Origin of the sequence: Pseudomonas sp. HOU2, assembly GCF_040729435.1 — a bacterium.
Taxonomy (GTDB): domain Bacteria; phylum Pseudomonadota; class Gammaproteobacteria; order Pseudomonadales; family Pseudomonadaceae; genus Aquipseudomonas.
Window position 1 is genome coordinate 3352543 of the sequence record NZ_CP160398.1, and the last position, 16377, is coordinate 3368919.

General features: G+C 61.4%; 15 protein-coding genes. 7 read left to right on the top strand and 8 right to left on the bottom strand.

The features are described 5' to 3' along the window. Nucleotides 1–40: 40 nt before the first annotated feature. From ABV589_RS15135 to ABV589_RS15155, 5 genes are all read right to left on the bottom strand, one after another. Entirely contained in the window at nt 41–2071 is a 2031-nt protein-coding gene (locus ABV589_RS15135) for a diguanylate cyclase (protein WP_367082263.1), read from the bottom strand. Continuing rightward, on the bottom strand, nt 2068–2946 hold the full coding sequence (locus ABV589_RS15140; RefSeq protein ID WP_367082264.1) for an endonuclease/exonuclease/phosphatase family protein: 879 nt from the start codon (nt 2944–2946) through the stop codon (nt 2068–2070). Before ABV589_RS15140 ends, ABV589_RS15135 begins: the two co-directional genes overlap by 4 nt. 14 nt (nt 2947–2960) lie before the next feature. After that, nucleotides 2961–3602, bottom strand: a complete 642-nt coding sequence (locus tag ABV589_RS15145; protein WP_367082265.1) for a thiol:disulfide interchange protein DsbA/DsbL — start codon at nt 3600–3602, stop codon at nt 2961–2963. Nucleotides 3603–3791: 189 nt separating this feature from the next. Further along, nucleotides 3792–4409 (bottom strand): c-type cytochrome, encoded by a 618-nt coding sequence (locus tag ABV589_RS15150; protein WP_007962749.1) that lies wholly within the window; start codon nt 4407–4409, stop codon nt 3792–3794. Between the two features lie 32 nt (nt 4410–4441). Next, a complete protein-coding gene (locus tag ABV589_RS15155; protein WP_329696837.1) occupies nt 4442–4747 on the bottom strand; it encodes a c-type cytochrome in 306 nt (101 codons plus the stop codon). Nucleotides 4748–4938: 191 nt separating this feature from the next. On the opposite strand from ABV589_RS15155, the gene yihA reads away from it, so the two are divergent. Continuing rightward, a complete protein-coding gene (yihA, locus tag ABV589_RS15160) occupies nt 4939–5583 on the top strand; it encodes a ribosome biogenesis GTP-binding protein YihA/YsxC (RefSeq protein WP_367082267.1) in 645 nt (214 codons plus the stop codon). Nucleotides 5584–6008: 425 nt separating this feature from the next. Here the strand turns inward: yihA and polA are convergent, their stop codons facing one another. After that, nucleotides 6009–8813, bottom strand: coding sequence for a DNA polymerase I (gene polA, locus ABV589_RS15165; protein ID WP_367082268.1), 2805 nt, complete (start codon nt 8811–8813; stop codon nt 6009–6011). Nucleotides 8814–8887: 74 nt separating this feature from the next. On the opposite strand from polA, the gene ABV589_RS15170 reads away from it, so the two are divergent. Continuing rightward, complete coding sequence (locus ABV589_RS15170; RefSeq protein ID WP_007962757.1) at nt 8888–9184, top strand: DUF2782 domain-containing protein; 297 nt, start codon at nt 8888–8890, stop codon at nt 9182–9184. Nucleotides 9185–9245: 61 nt separating this feature from the next. Further along, on the top strand, nt 9246–10199 hold the full coding sequence (locus ABV589_RS15175) for a homoserine kinase (RefSeq protein WP_367082269.1): 954 nt from the start codon (nt 9246–9248) through the stop codon (nt 10197–10199). Between the two features lie 126 nt (nt 10200–10325). Here the strand turns inward: ABV589_RS15175 and ABV589_RS15180 are convergent, their stop codons facing one another. Beyond that, nucleotides 10326–11246, bottom strand: coding sequence for a zinc ABC transporter substrate-binding protein (locus ABV589_RS15180; RefSeq protein WP_367082270.1), 921 nt, complete (start codon nt 11244–11246; stop codon nt 10326–10328). Between the two features lie 66 nt (nt 11247–11312). Here ABV589_RS15180 and ABV589_RS15185 point away from each other — a divergent pair, with 66 nt between their 5' ends. Genes ABV589_RS15185 through ABV589_RS15200 form a run of 4 tightly spaced genes read left to right on the top strand, consistent with a single transcriptional unit; the run spans nt 11313 to nt 14112 of the window. Then, on the top strand, nt 11313–11795 hold the full coding sequence (locus tag ABV589_RS15185; RefSeq protein WP_097090199.1) for a Fur family transcriptional regulator: 483 nt from the start codon (nt 11313–11315) through the stop codon (nt 11793–11795). Continuing rightward, nucleotides 11795–12580, top strand: coding sequence for a zinc ABC transporter ATP-binding protein ZnuC (gene znuC / locus ABV589_RS15190; protein ID WP_367082271.1), 786 nt, complete (start codon nt 11795–11797; stop codon nt 12578–12580). The genes ABV589_RS15185 and znuC overlap by 1 nt, the downstream gene beginning before the upstream one ends. Continuing rightward, complete coding sequence (znuB, locus tag ABV589_RS15195) at nt 12573–13361, top strand: zinc ABC transporter permease subunit ZnuB (protein ID WP_367082273.1); 789 nt, start codon at nt 12573–12575, stop codon at nt 13359–13361. Before znuC ends, znuB begins: the two co-directional genes overlap by 8 nt. A 37-nt stretch (nt 13362–13398) precedes the next feature. Then, nucleotides 13399–14112, top strand: coding sequence for a PA5502 family lipoprotein (locus tag ABV589_RS15200; protein ID WP_007962765.1), 714 nt, complete (start codon nt 13399–13401; stop codon nt 14110–14112). A 76-nt stretch (nt 14113–14188) separates the two neighbouring features. Here ABV589_RS15200 and katE read toward each other — a convergent pair whose 3' ends face one another. Further along, nucleotides 14189–16330 carry a catalase HPII gene (gene katE, locus ABV589_RS15205; protein WP_367082274.1) on the bottom strand — a complete coding sequence of 714 codons (2142 nt, stop codon included), beginning with the start codon at nt 16328–16330 and terminating at the stop codon, nt 14189–14191. Between the last annotated feature and the right edge of the window lie 47 nt (nt 16331–16377).

Below are 16377 nucleotides of genomic sequence, written 5' to 3' on the forward strand. Positions count from 1 at the left end.
GACGGCCGGCGGGCTGAATTAAACAAAATGGAACAATTGCTCAGCCCAGCTCGACCCGGTTACGTCCGGCATTTTTCGCCCGGTACAGCGCCTGATCGGCTCTTTTGAGCACCAGATCGCTGTGTTCTCCCGTTTTGAACGACGCCAGGCCCATGGAAATGGTGATCGTCACCCGTTCACCCTTGAAGTGAAACGGACAGGCTTCGATGGCCGCACGCAGGGATTCCAGCAGTTTGGCGCCCACGGCCGGCGTGGTGGCCGGCAACAACAGCACGAACTCCTCGCCACCAAAGCGAGCAATGAAATCCGCAGCGCGCAGGCGTTTGCGCAGCACCGTGGCGATGATCTTCAGCACTTTGTCACCGGCCAGATGGCCGTAGTTGTCGTTGATGCGCTTGAAATGATCGAGGTCGAGCATCGCCAGGCTCAAGGTATTGCCGTGTTGCTGCCACTGTTTGATCTCGTGTTCCAGCCGTTCGCTCCAGGCGGCGCGGTTGGGCAGGCCGGTGAGTGGGTCGATCAGGGCTTTCTGCCGTTGTTCTTCCAGGTGTTCGCGGAAACCCAGGGCTTCCTGCTCCATGTGCGCCACACGCTCGGCCAGGCCTTTGAGGCGCGCTGCCACTTCCTGCTCGCGGGCATCGCGTTGTTTCTGGTGCTGGTCCATGGTGCCGAGCAGGCCTTCGAGGTGGTTCTCCAGCACTTGCTTGAGATCATCCAGATCGGCTGCTTCCTGCACGCTGGTCTGCAAGCCATCGACCTGTTCGCGGATTTGCGTGTCCATCGCCCGCGCCGCCGAGCTGTTGTCGGCGTGGCCCTCGCTGGCGGCCTGCAGGTTGCTCTGGAAGGCTTCGAGACGTTCGTTGAGTTGCTGCAGATAAGCTTCGAATTCGTGCTGGCCGCTGTCGGTGATTGCCAGCATCAATGTCGCAAGATCATCGAGAATCGGCAGCAATTCATACCAGTTCAGGCCATTTTTCAAGCGATCGCGCATGGCCTCGGCCTGCGGGCGATGGCGTTCGGGCAGGGTCAGGTCATCGAGTAGCCCGATCAGCGTATCTTCGATGTGTTTGGCCACCGAGCTGTAAGACGGCTCCGGCGAGTCGGGCAGGGCATACAGAATGTCCTGCTCGGGTTGCTCCGGATCGATGGCGGCCAAGGCCTGGGCAATCGGTTCGGGCAGGGGCAGGCTGTCGAGGAGCAACGGCGCCGGGATGTCGCCCGGGTGGATCAACTCGTCGGGGTTGAACTCGGCAGCAGGCGCTGACGCTGTGATCGGGGTGATCGGCCATTCGGCTTCAGGTTCAGCCGCTGGCAGTGCAGTCGCAGCAACGGGTTCGCTGATCGGCTCGGCAGCAATGACCGGAGGCACGAACGCGAACACAGGTGATTCGGCTTGGGGTTGCACTGCTGGCGTTTGCTTATGCTCGGCCTCTGGTGGTTGCGCGATGGCCGCTGCGGTTGGCGCGGGTACCGGCTCCAACGCAGGTTCAGCATGGCTCGGCGCTGGCGCCTGAGGTTGATCCGTGGCCTCTGGCGTCCCTTCACTGTCACGGCTGCCAAACAGGCGCTGCAAAAAGCCCGGCCGGTCGGGCTCGGGCGGCGTTTCCAGCTGGCTCAATGCCTTGCCCTGCAAACCACTGAGTTCGCTCAGCAGCAGCGGCATTTCCCGCGCCTGGCCGACCCGACTGTCGAGTTGCTTGGCGAATTTCTTCAGCGGTTGGGCGACCTCTCGCGGCAGCGGCAAGGCTTGCAGCTGGGTGACCAGCGCGGTCAGTGCGGTGCTGACCTGATCGATTCGGGTTTCGCGGCGCTGCTCGGAATCGAGCACGGCCTTTTCCAGGCGTGGCAACAGAGCAGCGAGGCCGGCGTCCATGTCGTCGGTGCGCACCACCTCGCGCATCTCTTTCATGCACTGATCAACGACCTTGTCGGTGCCTTCAGCGGCCAACGTGCTGCGCACCAGGCCACGACGCAGCAAGTCCAGCCGGGCGGCCCAGCGGCGTTCGAGCTTGTCCTGTTGTTCGATGCTTTTGAGGTATTTCTCTTTCCAGCGCTGGGCGTCGTCGCTCATTCAGGGGTTCCGCGAGGGGCAGGACTCAACGCGGGCAATGCATCGGCCGTGAGCGAACCCGGCAGACGAATCTCTACCGCGACCGGCAGGTGATCGGAAATGGGTTGGGCCAGCACTTCGACCTTTTCCAGGGTCAGGGTCGGGCTGAGCAAAATATGATCAAGGCATCGCTGTGGCCGCCAGCTGGGAAATGTGGCTTGCATCTGCGGGGCCAGCAGGCCGAGATCGCGTAACGGTGACTGTTGTAGCAGATCACTGGCATGGGTGTTCATGTCGCCCATCAATATCTGGTGCTTGTAGCCACTGATCAGGTCGCGAATATAGGCCAGTTGCAGGCTGCGCACCCGTGCGCCGAGCGCCAGATGCATCATCACCACCACCAGCGCCTCCGGACCTTCGCCGAAGCGCAGCAGGATCGCGCCGCGACCTTTCGGGCCGGGCAGCGGATGATCTTCGATCGCCCACGGCTTCAGGCGACTGAGCACGCCGTTGCTGTGCTGGGCCAGTCGGCCGAGGTTGCGATTGAGTTGTTGATACCAGTAGGGGAAGGCGCCGAGGTGGGCCAGGTGTTCGACCTGGTTGACGTAGCCTGAACGCAGGCTGCCACCATCGGCTTCCTGCAGGGCGACCAGATCGAAGTCGCCAAGCAGGTCGCCGATCTTCTGCAGATTGCCTGAGCGCCCGGTGTGCGGCAGCAGGTGCTGCCAACTGCGGGTCAGGTAATGCCGATAGCGCTCGGTGCTGATGCCGACCTGGATATTGAAACTGAGCAGGCGCAGACGATGGTCTGCGGGCAGGCCCGTGGCTTCCAGATGATGCTCGTTGACCTGCGGATCATGCAGGCCAACGCTGCGTTCGGTGCCCCAGCGGCGCATGGCGATGACCGCGCTTAGTTGGCAGCTGCCTTGTTGGCCGCTCGCTCTTTGGCAATCAGCTGGTCAGCCAGTTGCAGCGCCTCTTTCTCGCCACCGGCGGAGCCGACGTCAAAGCGGTATTTGCCGTTGACGATCATGGTTGGAACGCCAGTGATTTCATACTTCTTGGCCAGTTCTTTGGCTTTTACGATCTGACCCTTGATGGCGAAGGAGCCGTAGGTGGCGAGGAACTTGTCCTTGTCGACGCCTTGAGTGGCAAGGAAGTCTGCCATGTCTTCGGGCTTGGTCAGGGGTTTGCGTTCTTTCTGGATGGCATTGAATACCGCAGCGTGAACTTTGTGCTCGACGCCCATCGCTTCCAGGGTCAGGAACATCTGGCCGTGCGCGTCCCAAGGGCCGCCGAACATCGCCGGGATACGCACGAAGTTGACGTCGGACGGCAGTTTTTCAACCCAGGGATTGATCACTGGCTCGAAGGAGTAGCAGTGCGGGCAGCCGTACCAGAACAGCTCCACCACTTCGATCTTGCCTGGTTCTGCCACCGGCACCGGGTTGGCCAATTCGACGTAAGGGGCGGCGGGTGCTTCGGCAGCCTGGGCGGTCACGCCGAACAGGCTGGCAGCGACGAGAGCGGCGCTGATGATCAGATTACGCATGCTTTACTCCTGGACAATTTTGGTCGCCTCGCGCGACCTGTTTTCAGACAGATCCTGGCGGGCATGAGTTCTGTAGTGTAACGGCAGCGGCCACAAAAAAGGGCGGCCAAAGCCACCCTTTTTATACTTGCTGCGACGGATTAATCGAGCGTTAACGTTGCCCGGGTTCTATCGCTGCCATGTGCGGTCTCAGTGCAGACCTTGAATGTAGGTGGCGACTGCGGCGATGTCTTCATCGCTCAGTTTGCGCGCGATGGTGCGCATGGTCATCGCGTCGCCATCGTTGCTGCGGCCGGCGGTCGGGTCTTCCTTGCGGAAGTCGGTCAGTTGCTTGGCGATGTATTGCGCGTGCTGGCCACCCAGGTGCGGGAATCCGGCGGCGGCGTTGCCGGCACCGTTCGGCGAGTGGCAGCCGGTGCAGGCTGGCAGGCCTTTTTCCAGGTTGCCGCCACGGAACAGGGCCTCACCACGGGCGACGATTTTTGGATCAGCGGCGCCGACGCTGCCTTTCTGGCTGGCGAAGTAGGCGGCGATGTCGGCCAGATCCTGATCGCTCAGGTTGGTCAGCAGGCCCGTCATCTCCAGAACGGTGCGCTTGCCCGACTTGATGTCGTGCAGTTGCTTGGTCAGGTAGCGTTCACCTTGACCGGCCAGTTTCGGGAAGTTTGGCGCCATGCTGTTGCCATCCGGACCATGGCAGGCCCCGCATACGGCGGCTTTGGCCTGGCCGGCGGCGGCATCGCCGGCAGCATGGGCGAAGCCTGAAATTCCCACGGTCAACAGCAGACTCACGATCAGTTTGTTCATCAGCTAATCCAACTACGGCTAAGGGTTAAGAGTTATGGACCGGGCTTACTCTTGCTCATCCAGAGGATGATGGCTCGGTAATCCTCGGCACTGCAGTCCATGCACAAACCACGCGGCGGCATCGCCTTGAAACCCTGGGTCACGTGTTGCACCAGCGTCTCCATACCTTTCGCCAACCTCGGCGTCCAAGCTGCCTGATCGCCTCTTTCGGGCGCCATGGGTAGTTGGCCGGAATGACAGGCACCACAAACACGGTTGTACACGGCTTCCGGTTCCTGTGTAGCCTGTGCGCCGCAAAGCGGTATCAGGACTCCGGCAGCCAGCAGCCATTTCGTCATAAAACGACCTTTTCAGGGTTGAGAGCGTTCTGCGTTCTGATGCGCAATCAAGGTCTTTGGCTCTCGTGAACTTCATCCTTCGCTGGGACAAAGCACACACAAAATCTGCGGCATTATATACTGGCGTCACTGAAACGGAAGCGACACCGCGTTCCGCGCCCAATCCCGGCGCCGCCCACATCGGAAATCCCATGCAACTCAAGAATCCCATCCTCGGCCTGTGCCAACAGTCCACGTTCATGCTCAGTGCCGCCAAAGTCGATCAATGCCCTGACGACGAAGGCTTCGAAGTGGCGTTTGCCGGTCGTTCCAACGCCGGCAAATCCAGCGCACTGAACACCCTGACTCACGCCAGCCTGGCGCGCACCTCGAAAACCCCGGGTCGCACACAGCTGTTGAACTTCTTCAAGCTAGACGATGAACGGCGTCTGGTCGACCTGCCGGGCTACGGTTATGCAAAAGTACCGATCCCGCTCAAGCAACACTGGCAGCGTCACCTCGAGGCTTACCTCGGTGGCCGCGAGAGTTTAAAGGGTTTGATTCTGATGATGGACATCCGTCATCCAATGACCGACTTCGACCTGTTGATGCTCGACTGGGCGGTTGCGGCCGGCATGCCGATGCATATCCTGCTGACCAAGGCCGACAAACTGACCTACGGCGCCGCCAAGAACACGCTGCTCAAGGTGCAGGCGGAAATCCGCAAGGGCTGGGGTGATCTGGTGACGATCCAGCTGTTCTCGGCACCAAAACGCATGGGCCTGGAAGAGGCCTACACTGTGTTGGCAGGCTGGATGGAACTGGCGGACAAGGGTGCGGAAGCAACAGTTGAATAATCGGATTATGGAAAATTGGTTGTAGTGCGGTCAGGCAAGGCAAAAGCGTTAATAAAACGGCCGGGGTCGCGCTCGACTTTAGGGGACCTAAATGAGCATTTTTAGTAACGCTTTTAACGCAGCATTACCGCGCTACAGCCGATTTTTGGGTAAAAAAAGCCCCGGACTTCATATGGGGAGGGAGAAGTTCCGGGGTTCAAGTTCCGAACCGCTAGGGCGGGGTTCAGATATCTGCCAACACTTAACACAACATAGGAGCATCGAAGGGCTTCACCAGCCATTCAGTATCTCTGAGTAGTGAGTTGTCAGATTAGTTCAGATTTTTTTCAAAAAGCTTTGGAATAAGCCAAAGCGCGTTTCGAAATAAGCCCGATACAGCCGTTTGCCGCGACAGTGTGACACGGCAAACGCCCGTTCCAGAAGCCTCAGTGCGCCTCATCCCAGTTGTTGCCGACGCCGACTTCCACCAGCAACGGCACGTCCAGTTTCGCCGCTTCGCTCATGTGCAGGCGGATTTCCTGGCTCACCTGATCGACCAGATCCTCGCGAACCTCCAGTACCAGTTCGTCGTGCACCTGCAGGATGACTTTGGCGTCCAGCCCGGACGATGCCAGCCAGTTATCCACCGCCACCATGGCTTTCTTGATGATGTCGGCGGCGGTGCCTTGCATCGGCGCGTTGATCGCCGTGCGCTCGGCGGCGGCGCGTTCCTGTGGCTTGTTCGAGTTGATCTCCGGCAAATACAGGCGACGACCGAAGAAGGTTTCCACATAACCTTGATCCGCAGCCTGTTTGCGGGTGCGCTCCATGTATTCGCGCACACCCGGGTAGCGGGCGAAGTAGGTGTCGATGTAAGCCTTGGCAGTCTTGGTATCGACGCCGATGTCCTTGCCGAGCTTCTGCGCGCCCATGCCGTAGATCAGGCCGAAGTTGATCGCCTTGGCGCCACGGCGCTGGTCGGAGGTCACTTCATTGAGCTCGACCTTGAACACTTCGGCGGCGGTGGCGGTATGCACATCCAGATTGTTGCGGAAGGCGTTCATCAGGCCTTCGTCTTTGGACAGGTGCGCCATGATCCGCAGTTCGATCTGCGAATAGTCCGCCGCCAGCAGTTTGTAGCCCTTTGGCGCGACGAACGCCTGACGGATACGCCGGCCTTCAGCGGTACGCACCGGGATGTTCTGCAGGTTCGGATCGCTGGAAGACAAACGCCCGGTGGACGCCACAGCCTGGTGATACGAGGTGTGGATACGCCCGGTGCGCGGGTTGATCTGCTCCGGCAGGCGATCGGTGTAGGTGCTTTTCAGCTTGCTCATGGAACGGTGTTCCATCAGCACTTTCGGCAAACGGTGATCATCCTCAGCCAGTTTCGCCAGGACTTCCTCGGCGGTCGATGGTTGGCCCTTGGCGGTTTTCTTCAGCACCGGCAGGCCGAGCTTTTCGTAGAGGATCACGCCCAGCTGCTTCGGCGAGCCGAGGTTGAATTCTTCGCCGGCGATTTCAAACGCTTCGCGCTCCAGCGCGACCATCTTGTTGCCCAACTCGATGCTCTGGATGCCGAGCAGCTCAGCGTCGACAAACGCGCCTTGGCGTTCGATGCGCGCCAGCACCGGAACCAGCGGAATCTCGATGTCGGTCAGCACGCTGGCCAGGCTCGGGATCGCGCTGAGTTTGTCGAACAGGGTCTGGTGCAGGCGCAGGGTAATGTCGGCGTCTTCGGCGGCGTACGGGCCGGCCTGCTCCAGGGCGATCTGGTCGAAGGTCAGCTGCTTGGCGCCTTTGCCGGCGATGTCCTGGAAGCTCACGGTGGTGTGATCCAGGTACTTCTGCGCGAGGCTGTCCATGTCGTGGCGGGTGGCGGTGGAGTTGAGCACGTAGGACTCAAGCATGGTGTCGAAGGCAATCCCGCGCACGTTGATGCCCTGGCTCTGATCGCCACCGATGGCGCAGTTGGCCAGAATGTTCATGTCGAACTTGGCGTGCTGGCCGACCTTGAGTTTGTTCGGATCTTCCAGAATCGGCTTGAGTGCGCGCAGCACGGTGTCGCGATCCAGTTGCTCGGGCACGCCGATGTAGGAGTGGGTCAACGGAATGTACGCCGCTTCGTTGGCCTGCACCGCGAACGACAGGCCGACCAGTTGCGCCTGTTGCGCGTCGATGCCGGTGGTTTCGGTGTCGAAGGCGAACAGCTTGGCGTTGTTCAGTTTCTCCAGCCAGACGTCGAAACGCGCCTGATCGAGGATGGTTTCGTAGGCAGCTTCAGCGGGGGCGGCGGGCGTCTCATCCACTGGCGCGCTGAACAGATCGCCCGCTGGCGCAGGCTCGGCGGCCGCGCTCAGCTCCTGGCGCTTGGCGTCACGGTCGAGATCATTCAGCCAGCTCTTGAATTCCAGCAGGGTGTACAGCTCGTAAAGCTTGGCCGGGTCTTCCGCGCCCATTTGCAGGTCGTCGAGGCCAATGTCCAACGGCACGTCGACTTTGATGGTCGCCAGTTGATAGGAGAGGAACGCCATCTCCTTGTGCTCTTCGAGCTTGGCCGGCAGAGTCTTGGCCCCGCGAATCGGCAGCGTCGGAACGATGTCGAGATTCGCGTAAAGCTCGGTGAGGCCGCCGTTGACGCCCACCAGCAGGCCGGATGCGGTCTTTGGACCGATGCCGGGAACGCCCGGAATGTTGTCGGAAGAATCGCCCATCAGCGCCAGATAATCGATGATCTGCTCGGGTGCGACGCCGAATTTCTCCTTCACGCCCTCCACGTCCATCGAGCTACCGGACATGGTGTTGACCAAGGTAATGTGGCCGTCGACCAGTTGCGCCATGTCCTTGTCGCCAGTGGAGATGATCACCGGGCGATCGGCCGCCGCGCTGCTGCGGGCGAGGGTGCCGATCACGTCGTCCGCCTCGACGCCGTCCACACACAGCAGCGGGAAGCCGAGGGCGATCACGCTCTGGTGCAGCGGTTCGATCTGCACGCGCATGTCGTCGGGCATGCTCGGACGGTTGGCCTTGTATTCGGCGTACATCTCATCGCGAAACGTCCCGCCCTTGGCATCGAAGACCACGGCGAACGGGCTGTCCGGGTACTGCTTGCGCAGACTCTTGAGCATGTTCAGCACACCTTTGACCGCGCCGGTCGGCAGGCCTTTGGAGGTGGTCAGCGGTGGCAGGGCATGGAAAGCGCGGTACAGGTAAGACGAACCGTCCACCAGGACGAGGGGGGCTTGGCTCATGAGCAGAATCAACCTTTTCGGCGGGCCCGGCGCTAGAATAGCGGGACCGTTGACGACAAAGGGACAAGGTTATCATGCGTACGTTAAATCGCTTGCTGCTGGTCGGTTTGATTGCTGCCTCACCATTGGCCGCGATGGCGGCGGATGATGCGCCGTCAAAGGAGCCGGAAGTTACCATCAACACGCACACCGAAGGCGACAAGGTCATTCAGGAATACAGCCGCAGCGGCTTCGTCTATGCGATCAAGGTCACGCCGAAGGGTGGCAAACCGTATTTTCTGGTGCGCGCCGATGGTTCGGACGTGAACTACATCCGTTCCGACCAGCCGGATATGCTGATTCCGTCGTGGGAAATCTTTACCTGGAAGTAAGATTCCCGACTTTTAATCGGCGCCGCTCGACAGCGGCGCCCGAACTGAGCAGTTTTTAACCATGTCTGTGTTCACCCCCCTGGCTCGGCCCGAGCTGGAAACCTTTCTCGCCCCTTACGGGCTCGGCCGTCTGCTTGATTTCCAGGGGATCGCCGCCGGCAGCGAAAACACCAATTTCTTTATCAGCCTGGAGCAGGGCGAATTCGTCCTGACCCTGGTCGAGCGCGGCCCTGTGCAGGAAATGCCGTTCTTCATCGACCTGCTCGACGTGCTGCACGAGGCGGATCTGCCGGTGCCTTACGCGCTGCGCACCACCGACGGCGTGGCTCTGCGTGAACTGAAGGGGAAACCGGCGCTGCTGCAACCGCGCCTGTCCGGCAAGCACATCAAGGTCGCCAACGCCCAGCATTGCGCGCAGGTCGGTGAGTTGCAGGCGCATCTGCATTTGGCGACCCAGGGCGAGCGCATGATCAAGCGCAAGACCGACCGTGGTCTGGACTGGATGCTGGAGGAGGGCACCGAGTTTCTCTCGCATCTGGCGGACGAGCCGCGTGCGCTGCTGCACAAGGCGCTGGAAGAAATCACCCTGCAGAAAGACAAAATTCTCGCGCTGCCACGGGCCAATATTCATGCGGATCTGTTCCGCGACAATGCGATGTTCGAAGGCACGCACCTGACCGGGTTGATCGACTTCTACAACGCCTGCTCGGGGCCGATGCTCTACGACGTGGCGATTGCCTTGAATGACTGGTGTTCGGACGAGGAAGGCTTGATTGACGGCCCGCGTGCCCGCGCATTCCTCGGTGCCTACGCGGCGCTGCGTCCGTTCACTGCCGCCGAAGCGGGGCTATGGCCGACCATGCTGCGCGTGGCCTGTGTGCGCTTCTGGCTGTCGCGGTTGATCGCCGCCGAGCAGTTTGCCGGGCAGGACGTGCTGATTCACGATCCGCAGGAGTTCGAGCAGCGCTTGGCGCAGCGGCAGCAGGTCAGCACCCCTCTGCCGTTCGCGCTTTAAATTGTGGCGAGCGAGCTTGCTCGCGCTGGGCTGCGAAGCGGCCCCAAAATTCTGGCAGTCAGCCATATTTTGTGAGTGCTGCGCACTCAAGCGGGAGCAAGCTCCCTCGCCACAGGTTTTGCGTTGTTACAACGATTCCAGGCACCCGGCCAGATCGTTGCCCAGCTTTTCCAGCACCTGCTCATACCCCTGAGCCGTCGCCGGCGTATAACCGCCCAGCGCATCCAGCTCCGCCAGCTTCACCGGCAGGCCAGCCACCAGGGTTTCCGCCAGGCGTGGACGCAGCGGCGGTTCGCTGAACACACAGGTCTTGCCCACTTCCTGCAGACGCTTGCGCATTGCCGCCACATGCTGCGCGCCCGGCTGCACTTCCGCCGCTACGCTGAACACGCCTGTGTGTTTCAGGCCGTAAGCGTCCTCGAAGTAATCGAAGGCTTCGTGGAACACGAAGTACGGTTTGCCTTCAATGCCGGCCAGACGCTTCTTCAAGCGCGCGTCCAGCGCATCTAGACGCTCGTCGAAGGCCTTGGCGTTGCTCTGATAGCGTTCGGCGTTGGCTGGGTCGGCAGCGCTCAAATCAGTCGCCATTTTGTCGGCAATAACCCGCGCATTGACCGGCGATAGCCACAAATGGGCATCAAGGGTGCCCGGGCGGTGATCGTGATCATGCTCGTCGGCGTCTTCGGCGTGGGAGTGGCTGTCTTCGGCAAAGCGGCGCAACTTCATGCCCGGCAGGTCCTGCACGGCGACGCTCGGCAACGTACGACCGTTCAGCACGCGCGGCAGGAAACCTTCCATGTCCGGGCCGATCCAGTACAGCAGGTCCACCGATTGCACCTTGCGCACGTCGGATGGGCGCAGCGCGTAGTTGTGCGGCGACGCGCCCGGCGGCAGCAGCACTTCCGGGATGGCTACACCGTCCTGCACGGCCGCGGCAATCAACTGCAGCGGTTTGATGCTGGTGAGAACCTTGACCTCGGCCTGAGCCGAACCGATCAGCAGAAAACTGGCGACAAAAGCCACAAAAACAGAAAAAAGTCGGGACACGATGACCACTCAAGGAGGCGAGAACGGGTAACATAATAACGTCTCTATCAAAACTCGTCGCCGCCCATGCCTATTACACCGATTGCCAGCCGTCCCCACGACCACTCTCATTGCGTGCACAGCGCACTGACCGAGGCCGATACCTTGTGCGCCCAGAAAGGCCTGCGCCTGACTGCGCTGCGCCGGCGGGTGCTGGAACTGGTGTGGCAGAGCCACAAGCCGCTGGGCGCCTACGACATTCTCGCGGTACTGAGCGAGCAGGACGGCCGCCGTGCCGCGCCGCCGACCGTGTACCGCGCGCTGGATTTCCTGCTGGAAAACGGCCTGGTGCACCGCATTTCCTCGCTCAACGCCTTCGTCGGCTGCGTGCACCCGGAGCATGCGCATCAGGGCCAGTTCCTGATCTGCCGCGAGTGCCACGCCGCCATCGAGCTGGAACAGAAAGCCATCAGCGACGCAATCATCCACAGCGCCAGGGATGTCGGTTTCATCGTCGAAGCGCAGACCGTCGAAGTGGTCGGCCTGTGCTCCGGTTGCCAGGGGGCTTGATGAGCAACCCGTTGATCCGTCTTCAGCACGTCGCCGTCACCTTTGCCGGGCAGACCGTGCTGGACAACATCGAGCTGAGCGTCGAGCCGGGGCAGATCGTCACCCTGATCGGCCCCAACGGCGCCGGCAAGACCACCCTGGTGCGCGCCGTGCTCGGGCTGTTGAAGCCGGACAGCGGCAGCGTCTGGCGCAAGCCGAAACTGCGCGTCGGCTACATGCCGCAAAAGCTGCATGTCGATCCGACCTTGCCGCTGTCGGTGCTGCGTTTCCTGCGTCTGGTGCCTGGCGTTGATCGTCCGCGTGCGTTGGCGGCGCTGAAAGAAGTCGGCGCCGAACACGTCATCGACAGCCCGGTGCAAAGTGTTTCCGGTGGCGAAATGCAGCGCGTGCTGCTGGCTCGAGCGCTGTTGCGCGAGCCTGAGCTGCTGGTGCTGGATGAGCCGGTGCAAGGCGTCGATGTCGCCGGGCAAGCCGAGCTGTACAGCCTGATCACCCGCCTGCGCGACCGTCACGGTTGCGGTGTGCTGATGGTGTCCCACGATTTGCATCTGGTGATGAGCACCACCGATCAGGTGGTTTGTCTGAATCGCCACGTCTGCTGCTCCGGGCACCCTGAGCAGGTCAGCGGTGATCCGGCGTTCGTCGAGCTGTTCGGCAAGAACGCGCCGAGTCTGGCGATCTATCACCACCATCACGACCACGCCCACGACCTGCACGGTTCGGTGGTCAAGGCGCCCGGTGCGGGCCACAACCACGTTCACGGAGACCACTGCAAGCATGGCTGATTTTCTGTTGTATGCCCTGCTTGCAGGTCTGGCATTGGCGCTGGTGGCCGGGCCTTTGGGTTCGTTCGTGGTCTGGCGGCGCATGGCCTACTTTGGCGACACCTTGTCCCACGCCGCACTACTCGGCGTGGCGCTGGGCTTTCTGCTGGATGTCAGCCCGACTGTTGCGGTGACTGTCGGCTGTCTGCTGCTTGCAGTGCTGCTGGTGACCTTGCAACAGCGCCAGCCGCTGGCCTCCGACACGCTGTTGGGGATTCTTGCACCGAGCACGCTCTCTCTCGGGCTGGTGGTACTAAGCTTCATGCATGAAGTGCGGATCGACCTGATGGCCTACCTGTTCGGCGACCTGCTGGCGATCAGCCCGACCGACCTGGCGTGGATCCTCGGCGGCAGCGCGGCGGTGCTGGTGCTGCTGGTGACGCTGTGGCGGCCGCTGCTGGCGATCACCGTGCATGAGGAATTGGCCAGGGTCGAAGGCCTGCCAGTAGCGGGCCTGCGCATGGCGCTGATGCTGTTGATTGCGGTGGTGATCGCGGTGGCGATGAAAATCGTCGGTGTATTGCTGATTACTTCGCTGCTGATCATCCCGGCGGCTGCGGCACAACGTCACGCCCGCTCGCCGGAGCAGATGGCCGTGGGCGCGAGCCTGCTGGGCATGCTCGCCGTGTGTGGCGGGCTGGCGCTGTCATGGTTAAAGGACACCCCGGCGGGGCCGTCGATCGTGGTGACGGCGGCCGCACTGTTTCTGCTGAGTTTTGTTCTGCCCCGTCGAGGGGTGTAGACTTGCTCGCTTTTTGCGCAATTAGAGAGTCGCAGGAATGAAGCCGTTCGCCTCCCGTTATCTGCTCCTTGTCGCATTTTCCGTGCTGCTGGGCGCCTGCCAAAGCACGCCGCCGGTGGCCGAAGCCCCCGACGCGCGGGCCACGGCCATCGCACAGCTGGAGCAAAGCCTGGCCAGCAGCGAACTGGCCACCGCCGAAGACCAGTTGGCGGCCTTGCAGACAGAAACGCCCAACGATCAATCCCTCGAGCAATACCAGCGCCAGTTGGCCGAAGCCTACCTGCGCCGCAGCCAGATCGTATTGCAGAAAGGTGATGTGAACGCTGCTGCCACCGCGCTGAGCCGCGCCCGCGCCCTGATGCCCAAAGCCCCGGCACTGACCGGAGGCGTCAACGGCGCCATCACCGAAGCACGCAAAGCCGAGCTGGAGAAAGCCGAAGCCGCGCTGCTGGCAGCTGAAGCCAAGCCGAAAGCCAAGGTCATCGACCCGACGGCGGAAAGCACCACGGTTGCACTGAACATCAACGATAGCCGCAAACTTCGCCGCCAACTGGATGCGATCGCCGCCGATGTGGTGAATTATGAGTGCGCTGTGAGCATTCAGGCGCCGCGCACCCAGGACTATCCTTGGCTGGCGACGTTGCTGAGCAAGCGGGTGAAGAAACTGAATCCGGATTTCGAGCTGAAGATTGAAAAACAGATCCTGCGCACCGTGCCGGCGCAGATGGTTCTGATTCCGGCCAAACCCTAAAAGATCACAGCCTCCGGCAGCTCCTACAGGTACAAGTAATCCCTGTAGGAGCTGCCGAAGGCTGCGATCTTTTGCTTTAGGCCGGAATGGCCTTGGCCTTAGGCTCCCGCGCCCAGACCCGATGCTGCCCGATCGCCGCGAAGAACGGCTTGGTCAACCCCGGCACATCCTTGCCCTGCAGCAACCCGTCATCCGCCTCGAGCTTGAGCAGATCCTGCAACTGCTTGGCCTCGCCGTGCAGGGCAATCGCCTTCAGGTGCTTGTAGGCTTCCAGCAGGTAATGCAGCGCCACACCGTCGCCGCTCAACGCCTTGATCGACGCCGCGCCACCGGGCACGAACACCGCATCGAAGATCACTGAAGGCATGCCTTCCATCGATGCGTCCACCGGCAGGGCTTTACCGTCGGCGGTTTTCACCGGTGCCGAAGTCGGACCCAGCAGCTTGGCGTGCGCACCTTGCGCCGCCAAGGCCTTCTTCATCGCATCAATCGCCGCACCATCGACGCCGTTGGCGGCAAGAATCGCCACTTTTCGGGTTTTGATGTTCTCTGGCAGCAGGTTGGCCTGACTCAGCGCCGGTGAATGATCGAACGAGGTTTTACGCACCTCGACCGTGCCTTTGCTCGGCGCCGGCAGGCCCAGATTGGCTGCTACGCGTTTGGCCAGTTCCAGGTCGATGTTGGCGAGAATCTCGTTCACCTCACGGGCGCGGATGAACTCGCGTTCCACCTTGCCCAACTCGAAGCTGTAGGCGGCGATGATGTGCTCCTTCTCGTGCGGGCTCATGCTGTTGAAGAACAGCCGTGCTTGCGAGAAGTGATCACTGAACGACTCGCTGCGCTGGCGGATCTTGTTCGCATCGATGCGTTCCGGGTAGCTCTCGAAGCCGCCGTCTTTAGCCGCCGGCGGGGTTTCCTTCGGCCAGCCGCCATCGATCGAGTTTGGCTCATAAGACGCGCGACCCTTGTCGATCACCGTGCGGTGCTGCGCATCGCGCTGACCGTTGTGGAACGGCGCCACCGGGCGGTTGATCGGCAGCTCATGAAAGTTCGGCCCACCGAGTCGGCTGATTTGCGTATCGGTGTAGGAAAACAGCCGGCCTTGCAGCAGCGGGTCATTGGAGAAGTCGATGCCGGGCACGATGTGGCCCGGGCAGAACGCGACCTGCTCGGTCTCGGCGAAGAAGTTGTCCGGGTTGCGATTGAGGGTCATCTTGCCCAGCGGGGTGATCGGCACGATCTCTTCGGGGATTAGCTTGGTCGGGTCGAGAATGTCGAAATCGAAGTCGTGCTCGTTTTCTTCCTCGATGATCTGCACACCCAGTTCCCATTCCGGGTAGTCGCCCATCTCGATGGCTTCCCAGAGGTCGCGACGATGGTAGTCGGTGTCTTTACCGGCGAGTTTCTGCGCCTCGTCCCACACCAGCGAGCAAGTGCCGGCGGTGGGGCGCCAGTGGAATTTGACGAAGCGCGATTTGCCCTCGGCATTGACCAGGCGGAAGGTGTGCACACCAAAGCCCTGCATGCTGCGCAGGCTTTTCGGGATCGCACGGTCGGACATCGCCCAGATCACCATGTGCGCCGATTCCGGCACCAGCGAGACGAAGTCCCAGAACGTGTCGTGGGCCGAGCCGCCGGTCGGGATCTCATTGTGTGGCTCGGGTTTCACCGCGTGGACGAAGTCGGGAAACTTGATCGCGTCCTGAATGAAGAACACCGGCATGTTGTTGCCGACCAGGTCGAAGTTGCCTTCGTCGGTGAAGAATTTCACCGCGAAACCGCGCACGTCACGCACGGTATCGCCGGAACCGCGCGGCCCCTGCACCGTGGAAAAACGCACGAACACTGGCGTCTTTTTCCCCGGGTCTTGCAGGAAACCGGCCTTGGTCAGCGCCGAATGGTTCTCGTAGGCCTGGAAGAAACCATGCGCGCCGGTGCCGCGCGCATGCACGATGCGCTCCGGAATGCGCTCATGGTCAAAGTGCGTGATTTTCTCACGCATGATGAAGTCTTCCAGCAACGACGGCCCACGCGCGCCGACCTTGAGGGTGTTCTGGTTATCGGCGACCTTTACCCCTTGATTGGTACGCAGGGCCTGGCCGGTAGCGTCGGATCGGAATTTCTCCAGGCTGTCGAGTTTGGCGTTGGTGTTGGCGCGATCCTTGGTATCGGTTCCGGCCAGCTGGCTTTTGTCGGTCGTAGGTTTCTTGCTGCTCATCAGACGTAAACTCCTCGGTTGACCCCTTTTTACGGGGACTCTTGAGC

Bases quoted from the DNA above. Each gene is read 5' to 3' on its own strand.
- ABV589_RS15135 (WP_367082263.1), bottom strand. From the start codon at position 2,071: ATGAGCGACGACGCCCAGCGCTGGAAAGAGAAATACCTCAAAAGCATC.
- ABV589_RS15140 (WP_367082264.1), bottom strand. From the start codon at position 2,946: ATGCGCCGCTGGGGCACCGAACGCAGCGTTGGCCTGCATGATCCGCAG.
- ABV589_RS15145 (WP_367082265.1), bottom strand. From the start codon at position 3,602: ATGCGTAATCTGATCATCAGCGCCGCTCTCGTCGCTGCCAGCCTGTTC.
- ABV589_RS15150 (WP_007962749.1), bottom strand. From the start codon at position 4,409: ATGAACAAACTGATCGTGAGTCTGCTGTTGACCGTGGGAATTTCAGGC.
- ABV589_RS15155 (WP_329696837.1), bottom strand. From the start codon at position 4,747: ATGACGAAATGGCTGCTGGCTGCCGGAGTCCTGATACCGCTTTGCGGC.
- yihA (WP_367082267.1), top strand. From the start codon at position 4,939: ATGCAACTCAAGAATCCCATCCTCGGCCTGTGCCAACAGTCCACGTTC.
- polA (WP_367082268.1), bottom strand. From the start codon at position 8,813: ATGAGCCAAGCCCCCCTCGTCCTGGTGGACGGTTCGTCTTACCTGTAC.
- ABV589_RS15170 (WP_007962757.1), top strand. From the start codon at position 8,888: ATGCGTACGTTAAATCGCTTGCTGCTGGTCGGTTTGATTGCTGCCTCA.
- ABV589_RS15175 (WP_367082269.1), top strand. From the start codon at position 9,246: ATGTCTGTGTTCACCCCCCTGGCTCGGCCCGAGCTGGAAACCTTTCTC.
- ABV589_RS15185 (WP_097090199.1), top strand. From the start codon at position 11,313: ATGCCTATTACACCGATTGCCAGCCGTCCCCACGACCACTCTCATTGC.
- znuC (WP_367082271.1), top strand. From the start codon at position 11,795: ATGAGCAACCCGTTGATCCGTCTTCAGCACGTCGCCGTCACCTTTGCC.
- znuB (WP_367082273.1), top strand. From the start codon at position 12,573: ATGGCTGATTTTCTGTTGTATGCCCTGCTTGCAGGTCTGGCATTGGCG.
- ABV589_RS15200 (WP_007962765.1), top strand. From the start codon at position 13,399: ATGAAGCCGTTCGCCTCCCGTTATCTGCTCCTTGTCGCATTTTCCGTG.
- katE (WP_367082274.1), bottom strand. From the start codon at position 16,330: ATGAGCAGCAAGAAACCTACGACCGACAAAAGCCAGCTGGCCGGAACC.